Source organism: Rhizobium sp. SG570, assembly GCF_012275345.1.
In the GTDB taxonomy this organism is placed as follows: Bacteria; Pseudomonadota; Alphaproteobacteria; order Rhizobiales; family Rhizobiaceae; genus Rhizobium; species Rhizobium lusitanum.
This window is the reverse complement of sequence record NZ_JAAZQI010000015.1, coordinates 34,775-56,368: the sequence shown is the minus strand read 5'-3', so window position 1 is coordinate 56,368 and position 21,594 is coordinate 34,775. Positions and strand designations below refer to the sequence as shown.

The 21,594-nt window shown below is 55.7% G+C and carries 16 protein-coding genes and 1 pseudogene; 14 read left to right on the top strand and 3 right to left on the bottom strand.

What is annotated here, in order from left to right:
- Positions 1 to 281: 281 nt before the first annotated feature.
- The 7 genes from FHT28_RS26170 (at position 282) to FHT28_RS26140 (ending at position 9,020) form a co-directional block, all read left to right on the top strand.
- The gene (locus FHT28_RS26170; RefSeq protein WP_168597777.1) at positions 282 to 938 is read left to right on the top strand and encodes a DUF2291 domain-containing protein; all 657 of its coding nucleotides are present in this window, start codon (positions 282 to 284) and stop codon (positions 936 to 938) included.
- Positions 935 to 2,479: a sugar ABC transporter ATP-binding protein gene (locus FHT28_RS26165; protein ID WP_047639594.1), complete on the top strand. Its 1,545-nt coding sequence runs from the start codon at positions 935 to 937 to the stop codon at positions 2,477 to 2,479. The genes FHT28_RS26170 and FHT28_RS26165 overlap by 4 nt, the downstream gene beginning before the upstream one ends.
- 22 nt (positions 2,480 to 2,501) lie before the next feature.
- Positions 2,502 to 3,554, top strand: a complete 1,053-nt coding sequence (locus FHT28_RS26160; protein ID WP_113108413.1) for an ABC transporter permease — start codon at positions 2,502 to 2,504, stop codon at positions 3,552 to 3,554.
- Positions 3,555 to 3,658: 104 nt separating this feature from the next.
- Positions 3,659 to 4,606 (top strand): D-ribose ABC transporter substrate-binding protein, encoded by a 948-nt coding sequence (locus tag FHT28_RS26155; protein WP_037201256.1) that lies wholly within the window; start codon positions 3,659 to 3,661, stop codon positions 4,604 to 4,606.
- 184 nt (positions 4,607 to 4,790) lie between these two features.
- Positions 4,791 to 5,633 carry a DeoR/GlpR family DNA-binding transcription regulator gene (locus FHT28_RS26150; protein ID WP_037201257.1) on the top strand — a complete coding sequence of 281 codons (843 nt, stop codon included), beginning with the start codon at positions 4,791 to 4,793 and terminating at the stop codon, positions 5,631 to 5,633.
- A gap of 53 nt (positions 5,634 to 5,686) precedes the next feature.
- Positions 5,687 to 7,216 carry an FGGY-family carbohydrate kinase gene (locus tag FHT28_RS26145; RefSeq protein WP_168597776.1) on the top strand — a complete coding sequence of 510 codons (1,530 nt, stop codon included), beginning with the start codon at positions 5,687 to 5,689 and terminating at the stop codon, positions 7,214 to 7,216.
- Positions 7,217 to 7,277: 61 nt separating this feature from the next.
- Positions 7,278 to 9,020 carry a glycerol-3-phosphate dehydrogenase/oxidase gene (locus tag FHT28_RS26140; RefSeq protein WP_168597775.1) on the top strand — a complete coding sequence of 581 codons (1,743 nt, stop codon included), beginning with the start codon at positions 7,278 to 7,280 and terminating at the stop codon, positions 9,018 to 9,020.
- Between the two features lie 10 nt (positions 9,021 to 9,030).
- On the opposite strand, the gene fba is transcribed toward FHT28_RS26140, so the two are convergent.
- Positions 9,031 to 10,095: a class II fructose-bisphosphate aldolase gene (gene fba, locus FHT28_RS26135; protein WP_168597774.1), complete on the bottom strand. Its 1,065-nt coding sequence runs from the start codon at positions 10,093 to 10,095 to the stop codon at positions 9,031 to 9,033.
- A gap of 493 nt (positions 10,096 to 10,588) precedes the next feature.
- Here fba and FHT28_RS26130 point away from each other — a divergent pair, with 493 nt between their 5' ends.
- From FHT28_RS26130 to FHT28_RS26120, 3 genes are all read left to right on the top strand, one after another.
- Positions 10,589 to 11,725 carry a mannitol dehydrogenase family protein gene (locus tag FHT28_RS26130; protein WP_168597773.1) on the top strand — a complete coding sequence of 379 codons (1,137 nt, stop codon included), beginning with the start codon at positions 10,589 to 10,591 and terminating at the stop codon, positions 11,723 to 11,725.
- Between the two features lie 156 nt (positions 11,726 to 11,881).
- The gene (locus tag FHT28_RS26125) at positions 11,882 to 12,892 is read left to right on the top strand and encodes a zinc-binding alcohol dehydrogenase family protein (protein WP_168597772.1); all 1,011 of its coding nucleotides are present in this window, start codon (positions 11,882 to 11,884) and stop codon (positions 12,890 to 12,892) included.
- A gap of 112 nt (positions 12,893 to 13,004) precedes the next feature.
- Positions 13,005 to 13,658 (top strand): ABC transporter ATP-binding protein, encoded by a 654-nt coding sequence (locus FHT28_RS26120; RefSeq protein ID WP_168597771.1) that lies wholly within the window; start codon positions 13,005 to 13,007, stop codon positions 13,656 to 13,658.
- Between the two features lie 140 nt (positions 13,659 to 13,798).
- Here the strand turns inward: FHT28_RS26120 and FHT28_RS26115 are convergent.
- Positions 13,799 to 13,975: pseudogene (locus FHT28_RS26115) on the bottom strand (transposase); the annotation flags it as partial.
- A gap of 194 nt (positions 13,976 to 14,169) precedes the next feature.
- Between FHT28_RS26115 and FHT28_RS26110 the strand changes: the two are divergent.
- Both FHT28_RS26110 and FHT28_RS26105 read left to right on the top strand, forming a co-directional pair.
- Positions 14,170 to 15,867, top strand: a complete 1,698-nt coding sequence (locus FHT28_RS26110; protein WP_168597770.1) for a class I SAM-dependent methyltransferase — start codon at positions 14,170 to 14,172, stop codon at positions 15,865 to 15,867.
- A gap of 104 nt (positions 15,868 to 15,971) precedes the next feature.
- Positions 15,972 to 16,778, top strand: coding sequence for an ABC transporter permease (locus FHT28_RS26105; RefSeq protein WP_234903973.1), 807 nt, complete (start codon positions 15,972 to 15,974; stop codon positions 16,776 to 16,778).
- Positions 16,779 to 16,784: 6 nt separating this feature from the next.
- Here FHT28_RS26105 and FHT28_RS26100 read toward each other — a convergent pair whose 3' ends face one another.
- Positions 16,785 to 18,023, bottom strand: a complete 1,239-nt coding sequence (locus FHT28_RS26100) for a glycosyltransferase family 61 protein (protein ID WP_168597769.1) — start codon at positions 18,021 to 18,023, stop codon at positions 16,785 to 16,787.
- Here FHT28_RS26100 and FHT28_RS26095 point away from each other — a divergent pair.
- Complete coding sequence (locus tag FHT28_RS26095; RefSeq protein ID WP_168597768.1) at positions 18,016 to 18,744, top strand: class I SAM-dependent methyltransferase; 729 nt, start codon at positions 18,016 to 18,018, stop codon at positions 18,742 to 18,744. The two genes, FHT28_RS26100 and FHT28_RS26095, sit on opposite strands and share 8 nt — an antisense overlap.
- Positions 18,745 to 18,870: 126 nt before the next feature.
- The gene (locus FHT28_RS26090; RefSeq protein ID WP_168597767.1) at positions 18,871 to 21,342 is read left to right on the top strand and encodes a glycosyltransferase; all 2,472 of its coding nucleotides are present in this window, start codon (positions 18,871 to 18,873) and stop codon (positions 21,340 to 21,342) included.
- The last annotated feature ends 252 nt before the right edge of the window (positions 21,343 to 21,594 follow it).

Sequence of the window (21,594 nt, the reverse complement as noted above, 5' to 3'; positions counted from 1 at the left end):
CATATGATTTGCAGTTATTAACACACTTCTATCACAATTATTACGGAAACGAGATGATTGTGAGTTCCATTGGGCGGCTGGAGGAGACCGACGCCCGCATGCTGAGGAGGCTCCTGATGTTGAATTTTCCTTCCGGTGACGGCCTGTACCGAAACCGAGCGGAGCGTCTGCGTGCCCGATGTGGCGTGCCGGGCCCTCGCTAGATCGTTGCCACGATCGCAGCGCCTTTCTCCTCGTTCTCCATCAGGCAATCCGGCTGATATGCCGAAGGTCGTTTGAACATGAATACGCAAATTCAATACGCAACCGCCAAGCCGACCGGCTCCAAGCTCAAGATCGTCGCCGGTATTGCCGCCGTCGTGATCGTGATCGGCGCCATTGCCGCCGATACAAAGGTGGTCAAGATCGGCTCCACGCATGATGTGCGCGAGCAGGCCTTCTCGCCGGAAGCCTATGGCGCCCAGGAATTTCCGAAGGTTCTGGCAGATGTCCAACAGCGGGCCGTCGACGCGGTGACGCTCGGCAATGCCGTTCTGGCCGACAAGAAGGCCGCCGGCACGAAATATGGTGTCGCCACCAGCACCGGCCCCGTGCTTCCCGTCTCGCTGTCAGGTACATTTGGCGACCGCAAGGCCAACCTCAATGACTTCAAGGTCGACGGCCTGCCTGACGGTATCACCGTTCGAGTGCAGACCGGCCCGGCGATCAACGGCACCGATCTTCGCGATGCGACCGGCAAGATCCAATTCGGCCAGTTCACCAACCAGATCGAATATCAGGATGCCGGCTCCGCCATCAACAACGAGATGAAGAAGGCAACCCTCGGCAGTCTTGATCCCGAGAAGCTGACGGGCAAGACGGCAACGGTTATCGGCGTGTTCAAGCTCATCAATCCCAAGAACTGGCTGGTCACCCCCGTGAAGGTCGAACTGAAATGAGCCAGGCAGAGGAAAAAGAAGCCGGCACAGGCGAAGTCGTTCTCGCCGCCCGCAACGTCGCCAAGTCCTATGGCAGCGTCCACGCACTGAAGGGCGTGAATTTCGATATTCGGCGCGGCGAAGTCACGACATTGTTCGGTGAGAACGGTGCCGGCAAGTCAACGCTGATGAAGATCCTCTCCGGGGTCATACAGCCGACATCAGGCGAAATCATCCTCGACGGCAACCCGATCAGCTTCGCTTCGTCGACACATGCGCGCTCCTGCGGCATCTCGATCATCCATCAGGAATTGAGCCTCGCGCCCAATCTCAGCGTGCGCGACAACATCTTCATGGGTCGCGAGATCATGAAGGGCGGTGTCGTCGATTTCGCCGAGGAAGAGCGCCAAACACGGGCGCTGATGGAGGAACTCGAAGAGCATATCGACCCGATGACGCCTGTCGAGGATCTGCGCCTCGGCCAGCAGCAGATCGTCGAAATCGCCCGCGCTCTTTCGGTCAATTCGCGCATCCTGATCATGGACGAACCGACGTCGGCGCTCAGCGCTACGGAAGTCGAGGTCTTGTTCAAGGTCATTCGCGACCTGACGGCGCGTGGTGTGTCCATCGTCTACATCTCGCATCATCTGGAAGAGGCGCTGCAGATCACCCACCATGCCGTCGTGCTCCGCGACGGCAACATGACGGCCTACGCTGAGCGCAAGGACATCGATCTCGAATGGATCGTGCGCAACATGGTCGGCGACAATTTCGATCTCGGCAGCCCGCCGACCGGCCACAAGATGGGCGACGTCGCGCTGACGATCGATAATCTCACCGTTCCCGGCCCGTCTGGTGCTGCCTACAACGCCGTCGACCGCATGTCGCTTCAGGTCCGAGCCGGCGAGATCGTCTGCATCTACGGGCTCATGGGGGCCGGACGCACGGAATTGCTCGAATGCGTCGCGGGACGCCTGAGATCGAGCGGCGGCCACGTTCTGCTTGGGAACAACGACGTCGGCCATCTCAGCATTGCCGGCCGCATCGCCCAAGGCTTGGTTCTGGTGCCGGAAGACCGGCAGCGGGACGGTCTCGTCCAGACGATGACCGTCGGCTCGAACCTGTCGCTTGCCAGTATCGGCGCCTTCACCAAGGGTCTCTTCACGTCCGGCGGCCGCGAGCGGGCGCTGGTGGACACCTCGATCCGCAAGGTTCATATCAAGACCGATGGCGGCGACGCTGCGATCGGTTCGCTTTCAGGCGGTAACCAGCAGAAGGTCGTCATCGGCAAGATGCTTGCGACGGCGCCGAAGGTGATCCTGCTCGACGAGCCGAGCCGCGGCATCGATATCGGCGCGAAGGCCGAAGTCTTCAAGCTGCTGGCCGAGCGCGCCAAGGAAGGCCTGGCGGTGATCTATTCGACGTCGGAAGTCGCCGAGTGCCTCAGCATCGCCCATCGCATCATCGTCATGCACCGCGGCAAGATATCAGCCGAATTCGGTCCCGACGTCCCCAAAGAGAAGATCATGGCCGCCTCCGGCGAAGCAGTGGTCGCGCACTAGCCGCATTCATGGAGCACTGATTATGTCAGTCACGAACATCACTGAAAAGAAACCCATTTCGAACGGACAGCGGCGAAACTTCAATCTCGTGCGGCTGATCCTGGAAGGGCGCGCCTTCTTCGCGCTGATCGTCATCATCGCGGTCTTCTCCTTCCTGTCGCCCTATTACTTCTCGCTCAGCAACTTCCTGACCATGGCCTCGCATGTTGCCATCTTCGGCATTCTGGCCATCGGCATGTTGCTGGTCATCCTCAATGGCGGCATTGATCTGTCTGTTGGATCTACCCTGGGCCTTGCCGGCTGTATCGCTGGCTTCCTGATGCAGGGCGTCACCGTTTCGAGCTTCGGCGTCATTCTCTATCCGCCGGTCTGGGCTGTCGTCATCTTGACCTGCGCGCTCGGCGCCGTCGTCGGCGCTGTCAACGGCGTGCTCATCGCATACCTGAAGGTTCCGGCGTTCGTCGCCTCGCTCGGCGTCCTCTATGTCGCGCGCGGCATCGCATTGCTGATGACCAACGGTCTTACCTACAACAATCTCGGCGGTCGGCCGGAGCTGGGCAATACCGGCTTCGACTGGCTCGGCTTCAATCGCCTTGCCGGCGTTCCGATCGGCGTCATCGTGCTCGCCGCGCTTGCAATCATCTGCGGGATCGTTCTCAGCCGCACCGCCTTCGGCCGCTGGCTCTATGCTTCGGGCGGCAATGAGCGCGCCGCCGATCTTTCCGGTGTCCCGGTCAAGCAGGTCAAGATTCTCGTCTACGTGTTTTCCGGCGTCTGCGCCGCCATTGCCGGCCTGGTGCTGTCCTCGCAGCTGACATCGGCCGGCCCGACCGCCGGCACCACCTATGAACTGACCGCGATTGCCGCTGTCGTCATCGGCGGCGCGGCGCTGACAGGCGGTCGCGGCACGGTGCGCGGCACGATGCTCGGCGCCTTCGTCATCGGATTCCTTTCGGACGGCCTGGTGATCATCGGTGTCTCGGCCTACTGGCAGACCGTCTTCACCGGCGCGGTCATCGTGCTCGCAGTGCTCATGAACAGCATCCAATACGGACGTCGGGCCAAATCCGGCTGACGCATTGCACTCCAACTTGTCACCGACCGGTGATTACAGCCGATCGGAGAAAGCACCGCCGGTTCGCCGGTAACATCTAAGCTCATCAAAAGGGAGAGAGACTAATGTTTAAAAAAGGTATGCGCATTATCATGGCAGCGGTTGCGGTTGCACCGCTTCTGACGGGAGCAGCATGGGCCGCCGGCCAGATGACGATCATCGTCAACGATCCGTCCAACCCCTATTGGCTGACGGAAGGCAATGTCGCCAAGGCAACGGCCGAAAAGCTCGGTTATACGGCAACGGTCGGTGCGCATAAGGGCGACACCAACACCGAGAGCAACCTGATCGACACGGCTATCACCAACAAGTCGGTTGCTATCATTCTCGACCCGGCCAATGCCGATGGTTCCGTCGGTGCGGTCAAGAAGGCCGTTGCTGCCGGCATCCCGGTTTTCCTGGTCAATGCTGAAATCAACCAGGAAGGCCTCGCCAAGGCACAGCTCGTCTCCAACAACGCCCAGGGTGCCGCTATCGGTGCGCAGCAGTGGGTCGAGGCTGTTGGCGATAAAGGCAAGTATGCCGAACTGTTCGGCGCGCCTTCCGACAACAACGCCGCCACCCGCTCTAACGGCTATGAAACCGTTCTGACGCAGTATCCGGATCTGAAGAAGGTCGCCAAGGAAGTCGCCAACTGGGATCGCACCCAGGGCCACAACAAGATGCAGTCCATGCTGCAGGCTCACCCGGATATCATCGGCGTGATCTCCGGCAATGACGAAATGGCGCTCGGCGCGATTGCCGCCCTCAAGGAAGCCGGCAAGCTCGCCAATATCAAGGTCGGCGGCTTCGACGGTTCCCCGGACGCTGTTGCCGCCATCAAGGCCGGCGAACTGCAATATACGGTTCTGCAGCCGGTCGCAGTCTTCTCCGCAGAGGCCGTCAAGCAAGCCGACAGCTTCATCAAGACGGGCAAGACCGGCGCCACGAGCGAAAAGCAGCTCTTCGATTGCATCCTGATCACCAAGGACAATGTCGACAAGTACACCGGACCGTTCGTCCTGTCGCAGTAATGATATCGGGGACGCCGGCAACGGCGTCCCCACCCTTGCGTCGTTACAGCTTGAAGACCCTACCGGACATCAAGCAGAACTTTCGGTAAACCAAATAGCAAATTGTTCTCTATAGTCTTTTTGCCTTGACATGATATTCATAGCACCAAGCGGACACCCGTAAGGCTCAGCCTCAGAGGCCAAAGTGACCCAGAAAACAAGCCCCGCATCATTCCTGCAAGACGAACTGCCTAGCGACAGTCGGCATTCCCGCCAGCTCGCCCGGCGCCAGTTGATCGCCGAGGCCGTCATGGCTGAGGGGTCGATGCGGATCGAGGATCTCACCGAGCGCTTCGGCATCAGCCTGATGACGGCGCATCGCGATGTCGACGAACTGGTGGCTCGCGGTCTCTTCCGCAAGACGCGCGGCATCGTCACGGCGACCGCCACCAGCCTGATCGAATCGAGCGATGTCTACCGCGCCAACCGGCAGGCGAGCGAAAAGAAGTTGATCGCCGCGGCCGCCATCCAGTTCATCGAACCGGGCCAGGCGATCTTCCTCGACGATTCCACCACCGTGCTGCAGATGGCGTCGCAACTGCCTGCCAAGGTGCCGCTGACGGCGATCACGAATTCTCTGACGCTGATGAACGCATTGAAGGACATGCACGACGTGACGCTCCTGGCGCTTGGCGGGCAGTACTACAACTGGTGCAACGCCTTCATGGGGCGCATGACCATCAACGAGATCAATCGGTTGCGAGCCGATGTTGCCTTCATTTCGATGTCGGCGATCATCGACGACGTGGTGTTTCACCAGTCTCCCGAGATCGTCGACATCAAGCGGGCCATGTTCAACAGTGCCGCCAAACGCATATTGCTCACTGACCACACGAAATTCGACCGCCGGGCGCTGCATAGTTTCGCGTCCTTAAGCGAGTTCGATGTCGTCATCGTCGATGAAAAGACCCCCGCTGCCCATCTCGAACGCATGCAGAACAAGAATATCAATGTGGTCGTCGCCAGGAGCGACAAGGAGCGATCCTAACGGTTGAGCCCCGCGGGGCGACCTGAGATCGTCCACCATCAGGAGTAACAGGAATGCCGAGTCTGCTCGGAATTGACAGCGGTCTCACCGTCACCAAGGCGGTGATCTTCGACATCGACGGAACGCCGCTTGCCGCCGCCCGCCGCCGCGTGACGCAATTCATGCCCAAGGCCCGCCATGTCGAACGCGACATGGACCAGCTCTGGACGGCGACGGCTGACGCCATAGCCGAGGCGATCAAACTCAGCAATCGCCCCGCAAGCGACATTCAGGCAATTGCCGCGACTGCGCATGGCGACGGGATCTATCTACTCGACAGATCAAAGAAGCCGCTCGGACGCGCCATTCTTTCGCTCGACAGCCGTGCCGGATTGATCGTGGAGCGATGGCTGACGGGGCCGGTCGCCGACCAGTCCCTGGTGCTCACAGGCCAGGTGCCGCACGTATCAGCCCCTTCGGCGTTGCTCGCCTGGATCAAGGAGCACGAGCCGGCCCGCTTCGCTGAGATCGGCCATATCCTGAGCTGCAAGGACTGGCTGCGCTTCTGCCTGACCGGCGTCGCCGGAACCGACCGCACCGAGGCCAGCACCTCCTTTACCGACGTCTCGACTCAGGATTATTCACCGGATGCGCTGAAGCTTTTCGGCGTGGACGAATTGGTGGGCGCGCTGCCGCACGCCTCGCGATCCGATGAGGTCGTCGGCCATGTGACGGCAGCGGTCGCCAAACGCACGGGCCTTGCCGAGGGAACACCTGTCGTCGCCGGCCTGCACGATGTAACTGCCTCCGCGCTCGGTGCCGGGGGTTATGCCGAAGGTGTCGTCGCCGTGATCGCCGGCACCTATTCGATCAACGAAACGCTGTCCTCGGAGCCGCGTGTCGATCGCCGCTGGTTCTGCCGCAACGCCATTGAATCAGGCCAATGGAACAATATGTCGATCTCGCCGGCATCGACGGCCAACTACGACTGGTTTCTGGACCAGCTCTGCTCCAACGAACGCACGGGCGCCGAAGCCACTGGCCATTCAATCCACGCCTTGCTGGCACCGGAAATCGAGGCCGCCTTCAACCGACCCTCGAGCGCGCTGTTCCATCCCTATCTGTTCGGCTCCCCCTATGGTGCGGCGGCGAGCGCCGGCTTCTTCGGGCTTGGCGGCTGGCACGACCGCGGCGACATGCTGCGCGCCGTTCTCGAGGGCATCGCCTTCAACCACAAGATCCATGTCGATGCGTTAAGTGACGGTTTTTCCTTCAATCAGGCGAGGCTTGCGGGTGGCGTATCGCGCAATCCGATCGTCGTGCAGATGTTTGCCGACGTGCTTGGAATTCCCGTCACTGTGACGGAAACCGATGAGGCGGCCGCCTGGGGTGCTGCTCTCTGCGCCGGCGCTGGCGTCGGGATCTATGCCGATCCGCAGAGCGACCCACGCGATGTCGGCAGGATCGCCACGACCTATCACCCCGATTCCGCCCGCAGCGCCGACTACCGCGTGCGTTATGAACTCTTCAAGGACATCGCCGACGCCATGACGCCGCTATGGCCGAGGCTCGGCAATCTCGCAGCTCAACCCTCCCAAGACTAGACAGCCAATTGGGCTGCGCGAACGATCTGTTTTCGCGGCCGTTCACCAGGACCATGATGTTATGACCGATATGGCCGCCGATCTGAAACAACGCTTTTCCCGACTTCAAGACGGAGATGTCGACGTCGTCATCCTCGGCGCTGGAGTCAATGGCGCGGGGCTGTTTCGCGACCTTTGCGCCCAGGGCGTGAACTGCCTCATCGTCGATAAATCCGATTTCGGCTCGGGAACGAGTGCTGCGCCATCGCGCCTGATTCACGGCGGCCTGAAATATCTGGAAACCGGCGAATTCGGGCTGGTCGCGCAGTCGGCGCTCGAGCGCAATCTGCTCTTGAAGAACGCGCCGCATTGCGTCGAACCGCTGCCGACATTCGTGCCGATCTTCTCCTGGACGCGCGGCATATGGGCAGCCCTTCGCACGCTGACGGGCTCGACCACCGCTCCCCGAAGCCGCGGCGCCGTCCTCGTCAAGATCGGGCTTGCGCTCTACGATTTCTTCGGTTCGCGCAACCGAGTGATGCCGCGCCACAGGTTCCTGCTGAAAAGCCGCGCGCTCAAGGAAATGCCGCATGTGACGCCTGAGATCGTCGCCGGCGGCATCTATTACGACGCCAAGATCAGCCGGCCGGAACGGCTGGTCTACGAGTTGGTCAGCGACGGACTAGGGGCCAATGAGAAGTCATTGGCGGCAAACGCCACGAAGCTGGTGTCTGCGTCCAACGGCCTGCTCACCTTCCAACGCTCGGACGGATATGCCTTTTCGGTGAAGCCGAAGCTTGTCGTCAATGCCGCCGGCCCGTGGATCGATCACGTCAATGCGGCGCTCGGCGCTCCCTCTCACCTGATCGGCGGAACAAAGGGATCGCATATCCTGCTCGATCACCCCGAACTGGTGCGCAGCCTGAATGGCCACATGATCTATTTCGAGGCCGATGACGGCCGCATCTGCCTGGTCTATGGCTATCTCGGCCAGGCGCTGGTCGGCTCGACCGACATTCCCTGCGACGACCCCGACAATGTGCGCTGCGAAGAGCCGGAAATCGAATATTTCCTCGATAGCGTCCGAGCGCTTTTGCCGGGTCTTCACTTCGAGCGGGAACAGGTGACCTATAGCTATAGCGGCATCCGCCCCCTGCCCGCCTCGGACGCCTCGTCGCCGGGCCTGATCAGTCGCGACCACTCCGCACCGGTCGTCGAAGCGCAGGCCGGACGGCCCTTCCCCGTTATTTCCCTCGTTGGCGGCAAGTGGACGACCTTCCGGGGTTTCGCCGAGGAAGTGTCCGATACCGTGCTGAAGCGCCTTCAGCGCACGCGCAAGACATCCACCGAGCGGTTGGCCATCGGCGGCGGATCGAATTTCCCGGTAAGCTCCAGCGAGCGCACGGGCTGGATCCGATCGATCGCCGCAAAGACCGGTGTGGAGGCAAGCAGGGTCGACGAGCTGCTGAGCCGATACGGCACGACCGCGGCGGCGATCCTTGCCCATCGTTCGGACTATGCCGATAGCCAGCGCATCAGCGGAGCGCCGCGCCACAGCGCCCTCGAAATCGATTGGATCGCCCGCCAGGAGCTTGTCGTGCATCTGTCCGACATCGTCTTCCGCCGCACGACCATGGCGATCGAGGGACTACTGACCATGCAGGGTTTGCGCGAAATTGGTGCGATCGCGGCGGCAGCCCTGCAGTGGGATGCGCAACGACTGGCCAAGGAGATCGACGATGTCGTCACCTCGCTATCGAAATTCCACGGCCGCACCTTGACCGAGGAAAGCGCGCGCCGGGCCGCGAGCCCGGCGTCACGCTGATCGCTCAAATTCAGGAGAAGATCGGGTCCAGCGCGCCGGACTTGTAGCGCTTCGCCATTTCGGCGACGGAAAGCGGCTGGATCCGCGAGGCGTGACCGGCCGTACCGAACTGCTCGAAACGTTCCTTACAGAGCTTCGTCAGCGCAGCCATGGCCGGCTTCATATATTTGCGCGGATCGAATTCGCTCGGGTCTTCCTGTAGCACGCGGCGGATCTGGCCGGTCATCGCCATGCGGCCGTCGGTATCGATGTTGATCTTCCGCACGCCATTCTTGATGCCGCGCTGGATCTCTTCAACGGGCACGCCCCAGGTCGGCTTCATTTTGCCACCATATTTGTTGATGATCTCCTGCAACTCCTCGGGAACCGACGAAGAGCCGTGCATCACCAGATGCGTGTTGGGCAGCTTGCGGTGGATCTCCTCGATCACGTTCATCGCCAGCACCGAGCCGTCAGGCTTGCGGGTGAATTTATAGGCGCCATGCGAGGTGCCCATCGCGATCGCCAGCGCATCGACCTTGGTTTCCCGCACGAACTTGACGGCCTCGTCCGGATTTGTGAGCAGCTGATCATGCGAAAGCTTGCCTTCGGCGCCATGGCCATCCTCCGCCTCGCCCATGCCGGTTTCCAGCGAGCCCAGCACGCCGAGTTCGCCTTCGACGGATATGCCACCGAGATGCGCCATGTCGGTGACCGTCTTCGTCACGCCGACATTATAGTCCCAATCCGCGGGCGTCTTCGCATCGGCCTTGAGAGAGCCGTCCATCATCACGGAGGTGAAGCCGGCCTGGATCGCCGTCATGCAGCTTGAGGCATCATTGCCATGGTCGAGATGCACACAGACCGGAATATGCGGATAGATTTCGACGACGGCGTCCATCATATGCTTCAGCATGATGTCGTTGGCGTAGGCCCTGGCCCCTCTCGACGCCTGCATGATCACCGGTGCCCCAACGGCATCAGCCGCTTCCATGATGGCGAGCGCCTGCTCCATATTGTTGATATTGAAAGCAGGAACGCCGTAGCCGTTTTCAGCGGCATGATCGAGCAGTTGCCTCAAGGTGATACGCGCCATTCAACTTTCTCCTCGTCATGATGGGTGGCTAAGATCGCGTGGATGATGCCCCTGAGCGGCGCGCTGTTTTACGACACGGGAACGGAGTCTCTGGCGTCGAAAAATCGTCAATATTTGGAAAGTATCGGACGCCGTCCATTTCATAAGCGAAGCTTCCATAGTGCGACGCATCATCCCGATTGGTTCATAACGGATAGTAGCGACAAAATCACATAATTTATGACATTTTGTTGTGATTTCTTTGAAGAATTGCTGATCGCTGTGGCTGCAGGTTTGCTTCCATTGCCGGTATGTCGTGATTGTCCCTCACCTCGGTCCCCTCTACTGAGCGCAACATCATTGCGTTTGCTTTATTCATCTAAAAACCCTTGACGTTCGGTGCAATCTGTTTTCTATAGATAAAAAACATTCACCGGGAGGATCGATGGATGTCCACATCTCAACACAGCACGCGAATGGCAGTGACTTGCCCCGAAGGCACGGAGACCCTGGCGTGAGCTCGCGAATCATCCAGTTCGGCACCAGCCGTTTTTTACAGGCGCATGCGGCATTCTTCGTGCACGAGGCCAGGCAATCCGGCCAGGATGTCGGCCCGATCACTGTGGTGCAGATTTCGGGTTCCAGCAACAGAAGCGGGCGCGTCGGCGCATTCGGAAATCCGGAAGGCTATCCGGTCATCATCCGCGGCATGTCGAATGGCCAACCTGTCGACCGCACCGTACGCGTCACCAGCGTCGATCGTGGCATGTCCGCCCTTGATCATTGGGAGGAGCTTTCGCAACTCTTCGCCGAAGATGCCGAATTCATCATCTCCAACACCGGCGAAACGGGATATAAAACCTGGCCCGACGAGGATGGCTTCGGCGAGGACGGTCGAATTCCACGCTCGTTTCCGGCCAAGCTTGCAGCACTTCTCGTCAAGCGCTGGCAGGCATCCGGCCGCCCGCTGGTGATTCTTCCCTGCGAATTGATGACCGGGAATGGCCGCGTCCTGAAGCAAACCGTCGTCGACTGCGTCAAACAGAACGGCGTGGCACCCGACTTTCTTGCCTGGCTGGACGACAATGTCGCCTTCGCCGAGACCCTGGTCGACCGGATCGTCTCCGAGCCGATTGAGCCGATCGGCGCCGTCGCGGAGCCCTATGCGCTTTGGGCGATCAAGCGCGCGCCGGGCGTCCGGCTGCCTTGTACACATGAGAGCATCATACTGACCGAGGATCTTGAGCCCTACGAGCGCCTCAAGCTGCATATTCTCAATCTCGGCCATACGTTCCTTGCTGAAACCTGGCAAAGAGAGGGCCGGCCAGCCGACGAGACCGTGCGCGCCATCCTTGCCGATTCCGGCATTCGCGCAAGGCTGGACGCGCTCTATCGAAACGAAGTCTTGCCCGGCTTTGTCGCAAACGGCATGGGCGATGAGGCGACGAGCTATGTGACAACGACGTTCGACCGTTTCCTTAATCCCTTCCTCGATCATCGCATCGCCGATATCGCCCAGCATCACCCTGAAAAAGTCGCTCGACGCATCCATGCTTTCCTGAACTGGGCCGAAAAAGCGGACAGCGCATCAGAGGCGCCCATACTGAGGCAAATTGCAGCCCGTTATCCTTTGAACGAGACAGCGTCGTGAGACTATAGGACATTCAGATGCTAACTGAGTGGCAGACCGGTGAGGCTCGTATTCCAGACGTCAAGCAGCCGCCGAGCATCCGACTTGCGATATCAACAGGACACGGCATTCTAACAGCTATGGTCGGCGTCGCCGGCCCATCGAGAGCGTATCACCATGAAAACATTGATCTGTGACGAACCCGGCCGCCTATCCCTGATCGAGCGCGATGTCCCCACCCCTGCGGAAGGCAAGGTTTTGGTGCGCATCAGACGCATCGGCATTTGCGGGACGGATTTTCATATTTATCAGGGCAAGCATCCCTTCCTTGAATATCCACGCGTGATGGGCCATGAGCTCTCCGGCACGGTCGAGGATACAGGCGGATCGAGCCGCCTGAAAAAGGGGGAGAACGTCTACATCGTTCCATACCTCGCCTGCGGCAAATGCATTGCCTGTCGCCGCGGCGTGACCAATGCCTGTCAGAGCCTTGCCGTCCTCGGCGTGCATCGTGACGGCGGCATGACGGAGTTCATCTGCGTGCCGGAGCCCAATGTCGTCTCTGCCGGCAAGGCCTCGCTGGACGAAGCCGCGATGATCGAATTCCTGGCGATCGGCGCCCATGGCGTCAAGCGCGGCGGTGTCACCGCGACCGACCGCGTTCTCGTCGTCGGCGCCGGCCCGATCGGCATGTCCGCCATCATCTTCGCCAAGGCACGCGGCGCTGACGTGACCGTCATGGACATGCGCGAGGACCGCCTCGAATTCACCATCGCCTCCCTCGGTGCCGACCGGACGCTGCCCGCCAATGACGAGGCCGAAGCCCATGCAAAGCGCCTGACCGACGGCGATTTTTTCGACGTGGTGATCGACGCGACCGGCAATGCCCGTGCCATGCAACGCGGCTTCGGTTTTGTCGCCCACGCTGGACGCTACGTGCTCGTCAGCGTCGTTCGCGACGATATCACCTTTTCCGATCCGGAATTCCACAAACGCGAAACCACGCTTTTTGCCAGCCGTAACGCGCAACCGGATGACTTCGCCGAAGTGGTGAAACAAATGGAAAGCGGCCGAGTTCCGGCGGCTGCGCTGAATACTCATCGCGGGATGCTCGTGGATGGGCCGGTGTTGTTTAAGGAGTGGCTGCGGCCAGAGGAGGGAGTTATTAAGGCTATTTTGGAAATTTGAATCTGATGCTAAGATTCTGCCCATTGGAGGGACCAGACCATAAATCGATCAAAGGAAGGCCCTCTTCCATGGTAGAACGTTCAGCTGAGAAAGCTCGGTGTGATTTGAGATCATGATACGATTTGAGAACGTAACTAAATTCTTTAGAACCAAACAACATAAAAAGATTGTTCTAGATCATGTGAGTACGGAATTTTGCAGTGGATCCTCTTATGCTATTATCGGTGTAAATGGTGCTGGTAAATCAACCACCATGCGATTAATTGCGGGTACCATGCTTCCCAACTCTGGACGGATAAAAAAGGACCTTCGCGTATCCTGGCCATTAGGATTTTCTGGCGGCTTTCATCCGCAAATGACCGGCAGAGACAATCTGAACTTTGTTTCGCGTGCCTACGGCGAAAACATAGTCCGAGTCTCACGTTTCGTCGAAGAATTTGCTGAGCTGGGCGATTATATCAATGCGCCCGTCAAAACTTATTCGTCCGGCATGATGGCGCGCTTTGCTTTTGGCCTCTCTATGGCAATAGAGTTCGACTGTTACTTAATAGATGAAATTACGGCTGTTGGCGACGCACGCTTTCAAGAGAGATGTAAGAATGCATTCGAACAGCGTCGAAAGAACGCAGATCTCATTGTAATTTCTCACGGCATGGAAACCGTCAAAGCCTACTGCGATAAAGGCATGGTGCTCGTTGATGGCAGGCTCATTGTATTTGATAATATTGATCACGCAATATCAGCGTACTATCGATTAAATCGTTAATGCTCCTTGATACAAAAGTATACTGATTGGACGACTAAGCATAGCCATCGGTGGCGATTTTAACCATTCTGGGACAACTATCTCTCCATTAAATCGGTTGCTCCTTTCGGCGACCGTCACCGTCGGTACCCTTGGGACGCCAGCTTGCGCCAGGCGAACAACTGGTTCGGCTGAATGCCGTGGCGGCGGGCAACGATGCTCACCGTCGCGTCCGCCTCATAGATCTCGTGGATGATCGCCAGCTTCTCTGCCGTGCTCCAGCGCCGCCGACGTTCAGGCCCGGAGAGGACTTCCATCTTAAAATTCCTGCTAGTCATATTACCAACATTGCCCACTTAGCTCAGTGGGGGAGCATGTCCGGGCCTTTCGGGGGCTAATTTACCTCGGAGATCCTAGGTAACCCGGTCAACACGTATTTTTTTGTTTCGAACTTACTTAAGTGCGGATCGCACCATTGCGCAGATCGAGATTTCCCGTAAAAAGTGTCTTTTCATCTATTCCGGGGGACCACATGAGCGTGGGCATTTTGCAGCGTAGCCGCACAAGTACTGACGACGGCCGCATTATCATAACTGGCACAGGCAGGGCAGGAACAACTCTGCTCGTTCAATACTTTACGGCTTTGGGCTTCGATACCGGCTTCAGCATGAACGGAGTCTTTAAAGAGATCGACAGCTTTTCGCATGCGGGGCTGGAAAGAAAGCTCGTTGATGAAACGAACCCCTACGTCATCAAATCTCCTGAATTCGCTGATCATTTGATGGACGTCCTCAAAGAAGGGCGCATGAAGATCTTTTCTGCCATCATACCGATGCGAAACTTGTTTGACGCCGCCGCAAGCCGCCGCCGTGTATTTAAAGCGGGTGTCGAATGGGGTTCGCTATGGAAAACGAAAGACCCGAATAAACAAGAAGATATGCTGGCCATGCAGTTTTACAAGGCCATGTACCCCCTAGTGAAATACGGCGTCCCGACCTATTTTCTCGACTTTCCTCGTTTCGCCGAGGACTTTGACTATTTTTTTAGGACACTCCGGCCGCTAACCGATGCGCATGGCGTCACACGGGCAGAAGCAAAGGCGGCCTATACTCGTGTTGTAGATAAATCAAAAATTCATTCATTCCGCGCGCTTTTTTCCAGCTCGGGAAAATCCAAAAGAGGAATTGAGATAGTGCAAAACAACATGCCTGTGACTTCGGATAATACCGCGTTCTCGAACCCAAATATTCTACTTCCACATGTACTTCGTGAAAAAGATTTCGTAGATCTGGGAGCAGCCGTCGAAAGCCGATACGCAGGCATATTTTCGCCGCGCGAGGAAGTCTCTGTCGTCCCGTTAGGTGTTACAGCGCAATTTTTGGAGAATCCTGAGGATTTCCATCACGCCGCGACAGATACAGAGCATGCGCAATGGCTTATCAGCACGGTGCTTGAGAGAATTTCCCATGTTCCGGAGAATTCCCTCGTTCTGGATGTCGGATCAGGCTCTGGCAATACTGCATTCGCGCTGCTACGAACGCTAAAAGATCCTGTCATTTTGGCGACTGACATAAGCAGACCACTTCTGAGGTCACTGTTGACGACGGCAAAAACTGTGAAGAACGGCAGTTCGATTGTTCCTGTCTGCATCGACCTGAACAAGCCCTCTTTCCGAGACAACAGATTCGATCTGATTGTTGGTAGAGCAATTCTTCACCACCTTTTTGAACCTGATATTCTAATCAAGAATTTGTACGCCAGCATGAAGCCAGGTTCATCAATGGTGTTTTTTGAGCCATACGAATGTGGCTATGCATTTTTCGGGATGCTCCTGGAGATGATCATCGAGACGGCAAACAGAATGCCCGGAGTCTCAGACGAGATTATCACTTTCCTCCGAGGGACAAGTCTCAGCTATCAGAAATGCGAACCGAAGCCCGTCGAAGAATATGCCAACCTGGATGATAAATGGAATTTCAGCCGCAGCTATTTTGAACGCGTTGCGGACGATCTCGGGGCGCACTTAAGAATTTATCCAATGTATAAGAGCGCTCATCCTTATAGCGGCGAGTTGGCATTCCGCCTAAAAGCGGGGGCTGGGGCCGAAAGAGAGGCGCTGCCGCAATGGGCTTGGGATCTGATCGAAAAGTGGGAATCGCGGCTTTCGCAGGACGCACTCGACGAAATGGCCTATGCAGTGTCGATTGTATTTACGAAACCGACAAATTGAACATCCTCAAAAATTTCTAGTGAACGTGGTAGCTTTGGGGCGGTCGGTCTTGAACTCACTGATTTCAAGGCTGCCAATCAGAATTCGAGAGCCGAGAGCATGGAATGGCGAGCAAGCCCAATATAGATTTGACCAGATTTTCATACGCCATCCAGCAAAAAATGAACGTCATGAATGCTGTAATGTTGCGCGATATGCGTACTCGTTTCTTCAATCACGGCCTTGGATTTTTGATACAATCCCTGTGGCCACTCAGCCACATGATCGTTTTGTTGACAATTTATAACCTTGCCGGCCGAAGTGCTCCATTTGGCGACAGTCTCAACGTTTTCTTTGCGACCGGCTTAGTACCTACGCTGAGTTTCATGTACATCTCCCGGTTCATGTCACTCTCTATTGTACTAAACAAGCCGATGCTATCTTTCCCAGCCGTGACCGTCACCGACATATTGTTTGCTCGCGCCTTATTGGAAATTATCGCCGGGGCCCTCACGCTTCTTTTGATCATAGTTGTCTTGTGGTGCACTGGTGCCAACCCTACCCCGGCCGACCCAGCGCAAGCAGTTTTATGCTACCTTTCTACCGTCTTGCTTGCCGTAGGTGTTGGAACGTTGGCTGGCGTACTAGTAATGATGTTCGAATTGTTCGTTACCATATATGCGCTGCTATGCATTCTATTCTATATCAGCTCCGGAACGCTTTTCGTTGCGAACCAACTTCCGAGCTCACTCGCGGTTCCATTGTCATACAGCCCGCTCATCCAAAGCGTCGAATGGATGAGGACAGCTTACTTTGAGAACTATAGCGACAGCCTCGTAGATAGAGAATATCTCGTGATCTTCGGATTCAGCTGCCTATTGCTAGGCTTGGGTTTGGAGCGGCTTTTTCGACGGCGGATAATGGAAGGATAGCACCGACTATTCAATCAAGCTGAGAAAGTGGCTGATTTTTGCCAAGTCCACCTCAAAGTCTGCGGTAGATGGGTCGGCATCGCTCATGTCTTTGCAGAATATTTCGCTATAGCGAATTCCGCTGATAGAAGCCAAATCCCAGAAAAAGGGGTCGACAAACCGTGAGGACGATAACACCAGCGCATGTGCTCTCGGGTTGCAGAATATTACATTCGTAAATGCTGCCCCCTTCCCTCCAATAATTACTTCAGCGTTTTGAAATGCTTTAATCTGTCGCCCAAAGCTATGGAGTTCCGGAAAGAATGTCACAAACCCTCGGGATACAAGAAACTGCTCGAGTTCCGTGCTGTTGATGATGTGTCTCGTTCCAATGTTTTGCCTGCTAATATATAGGCGACTCCCCTCGAACGGCTGATCCACAGCACCAAATAAACTGATGGACGCCTCTTTCGTAAAATCGATTGCCGTTGGATGCTTGAACAACGGAGGGACATGAACCGGTTGAACGTAAAGCAGTTGCCTCACATTCAATGGCATTTGATCGTTCGCGAATATAATCTCAGCATTTGGGAAATATTCGTGGGCACATCGTAACATGATTTCCTTCAGGGGGCCGGAAACATCACCGTAAATTATGGTGTCAACCTCCACGCCGGCCGCACTCATCGCCGGCAGAATTGGCATAAGATCAACAAGGTAATGGCCAAAATTTCGATACCAGGGCCTTTTTACGAGAAGCGTTGCACCGTCTCCGGTCTTATCCCCTCGGTTTGGCAATTCCATGTTTTCAAAGGTACCAAGAATGCCATCAGGTTTAATTCCGTGATTGATAAATTCGATCGCGCTATCAAGTAGTAGAGAGCCGTCAGAGAGTATAACAGTGCCCTGCCCTACAACCGTCGCGTTTTGAAACCTAAAGAGATGCACGTCTTTTGGCGTACAAGCAGACTGCCCCATAACATCGCCAAAATAACCGCTCGCATCCTGCGATAGATACTCTGTGTCCAGATGAAATGGCCGAGGTCGGTCATACCCTTTTCCTGGGATTAGCGTACCGAGCGCACACGCCGTTACTGGCTTCTTCGTACCTGCAATGAGTTCAGCACATGAAACAACGTTGTTATTTATTTTCAACTGCTTACCCTTCGCAGAATTTGATAAACGAGAGCACTTTCGGTTGCTTTTAGCACACTGTTCACCTATGGATAGGCCCATTTTGAACAATGGAGTTTTGGCAATGTTCATCCACGGTCATAGCGGAATTGGCTTCAGAGATTTTATAACGCAGATGGTTCGTAGTAAGCGTGCTAGAACTTATCTCGAAGTTGGCGTGCGAGACGGCGCTACGTTAACGATGATCGATTGCGACGCAATTGGCGTCGACCCGAATTTTCAGTTCACGGTGAACCCCTCCGGTAAAAAACGAGCGCTCTATCTGTTTCAAGAAACGAGCGACGAATTTTTTCGGGACCGAGACGTTAAGGCCATCATGGCAAAACCGATTGACGTTGTATTTCTCGACGGTCTGCACCAGTTTGAATACCTCCTTCGCGATTTTATCAATAGCGAACGCGTTTGCCATAGCAATGGTCTGATCATGCTGGACGATTGCCTGCCGGTTAACGCGGAGATGACCGAGCGAGAGCATCACCCCGAAAAACGTCTCAATGCCGAGCTAGCGCACTGGTGGACAGGTGATGTCTGGAAGCTGGTTCCCATCCTAAAAAAATGGCGTCCTGATCTTCGCATGACATTGGTTGACACGAACCCTACCGGCAACGTTTGCATCACCAATCTCGACCCATCTTCAACTGTGCTCAGAGACAACTTTTACAAAATTGTCGATGAATATAAGAACATTCATATGAACGACGAAATGCTTCAAAAATTCTATGAAGAAAACGAAGTCATGTCGACCTCGACAGTTTTGAATGGTTTTGACGCCTCCTACGTTGTAGGCCCCTGACCCATCAAAATGCTCTCCGGTTGAATCTTTTAGCTTGCGTTGGGCCGCCCCTGATAATTACTAATCCCTAAAAATAGTCACGGCTTATTATCAATTTGCACAACCAGAGATTACATGAGGACTCCGTTGCGTATTCCGGTATTTTCAAAAAGTCGACCAAGCACCAAGCCTCCAGAAACAGAACTGCAGCGCGCCCATAGAACTCGCGACGCCGGCGACATATGGGGTGCCTTTACGATCCTACGGGCGGAGTATGAAAAGCAACGATCAGAAGAAATTGCCACCGAACTATCAAGCCTAATTGGAACCAGCTCCCGTTATGTGGACGTTCTGTCTGCCATGGAGTCGCATTTCGACAACAATTTCTATCTCAACTCCAATCCTGATGTTCGGGGCGCTACCAAGGACGGCGATATCCACTATCTTCTTTATGGATGGAAGGAAAACCGAAATCCCTCGCCATTCTTCGACAATGCCTTCTATCGCGATCGCAATGCCGATCTGAAACCTGGTGAATTCCTCTTGTCACATTTCGCGAAGCGCGGCAACGCAACCGGCAGCCGAGCGAACCCTGTTAGCGACCACTATTGGTTTGAGCCATTTTCGCCAACCGATGAGCAGTGGAGCAAGCTTTCAGCCGCAACCATAAACGATGATACCGAGGCGGTGGTCATAATCCCTGTTTACAAGGGATATGAAGAAACGATGACTTCAATTTATCACGCCGTTTCCTCAAGGGGAAATGATCGATATTCTCTATTGGTGATCAACGATAGAAGCCCAGATGACGCTATAAATGCTACTCTTCGGTCTCTCGCGGCCAAAGGATTGTTTGAATATCATGCAAGCGTGATAAACCGTGGCTTTGTGCAAACCTGCAACTATGCGATTAAGGAACTGAGCGGGAACCACGATGTCGTTCTGTTGAATTCGGACGCTTACGTTTTCCCTGGTTGGTTCAATCGTCTCAAAGCGCACGCGATTGATCCCACTGTGGCTACGGTCACTCCTCTTTCCAATAACGCGACGATCTGCAGTTATCCCCTAGCCCATCGTGATAACTTTCTGGCTCTCGAATGCACACCCGAACAATTGGATGCGCTAGCGGCAAATGCCAACAGGGGTCTTGCTGTTGAAACCCCAACCGGCGTCGGTTTCTGCTTCTATATGAGCCGCAACGCCATCAACAAAATCGGAGCACTCGACTCGGACGCATTTAAGGTCGGCTACGGCGAAGAAAACGATTTTTGCATGCGTGCCCTCAATCACGGTTACAAAAACCTGATCGTCGGCGATGTGTTTGTATTCCACACGGGATCTGTGTCTTTCTCCGCGATAAAGGAAGAGAATTTCAACAAGGGTCAAAAGGCCTTGGAAGTGAATCATCCGAATTACTCCCCGTTAGTTCGCGGCCACATCATGGCAGACCCAGAACTGCATCTGCGACGCAGGCTGGACATGGAACGTCTTTCCGCTGCGCTATGTGGCGCCACTGTTTTTGTGACCCACAAATGGGGTGGTGGAATAAACACCTATCTGAAACAGCAGATAGAAGCTTTGAAGAAGAAGAAATCCAATTTTGTCACACTCCAAGTGCATGATGGTTGCCGAATTACGGTCAATACCGGCTACGGGCTCTTTGTTCCTAACCTCGCAAATATTGATCTAAGAAACGAGTTCGGCCTCGTCGCCGAGATGATTTATAAGCTGTCGCCGAAACTTTTCCATGTGAACAGCTTCGCCGGCATCGACTGGCATTGGCATAAGAAACTGCTCGAACTTATCAGCGAGAGCGGCATTCCGTACAAGTACGTGGGGCACGACTACTCGTCCATCAGCCATCACTATCAGCTTCTTCGACCCGACAATATTTATGTACCCATTCCGTCAATTCAGGAACGCCGCGCTTGGTCAACAATGATTGAGAATTCCGGTAGCATCGACATTTGCGATCCAGATGAACGGCTTGAGGCCTATACTGATTTTTTAGAGAAGGCTGCTGCGGTAGAAGTCCCAAGCAAGGCAGCCAATGCCATTCTTGCACGCGAATTTCCGAGGGTAACCTTCAACGTAGTTCCGCATGATGATCACCTTCCCGATTTCCCGATTGCGACTCGTCGCGCCAAGGACAAGAGGATCAAAGTCGCTGTTATCGGGGCGATCGGGCCCCACAAAGGCAGCGATGTTTTAACAGCATTAGCAGTTGACGCTAAAAACAGAAATCTCGAACTCGTCTACACTTTGGTGGGCTACAGCAGCAACGATGATCTATTGAGGTCCCATGGCGTTTCCATCACCGGCCCGTATCATACTGAAGCAGAGGCCTTGGACATTCTGTCTCGGACGCAGCCAGATTTCGTGCTAATTCCGAGCATCTGGCCGGAAACATTCTGCTATGCTTTATCAATGGCCTTGAAATTGCTCATACCGCCTGTCGTCTTTGATATCGGAGCGCAAGCAGAACGCGTTTCCCCTCTCGCGTGGGGGGTGACTCTGCCAATCAGTCTAGCCTATGCACCCCGAAAACTCTCTGAAACCCTATTAGGTATCGACATCGATAAATTGTGGGATGCTAGGGAAGGAAGGATAGCCGCATAGGCAGCCACAAGAAACTTCTTCGTGATCGGCGAGCGGCGCGGGTGACAGCGTAAAGCTGGTTTACTGCTGCTCGGATATGGAGATGAGCTGTTGCTCGGACTTTTCGCCTCTCTTGTGGTGAGAGACGAAACAGCATTCTTGAGAGCTGCGGATTGACGGCCATGATCGGGCTGACGATGGGCTTCGGTGTCGCCAACAAATTGGTGCCCATGCCATATTTGCGGTACGCAGCAGATGAAACGTGCCGGAAAA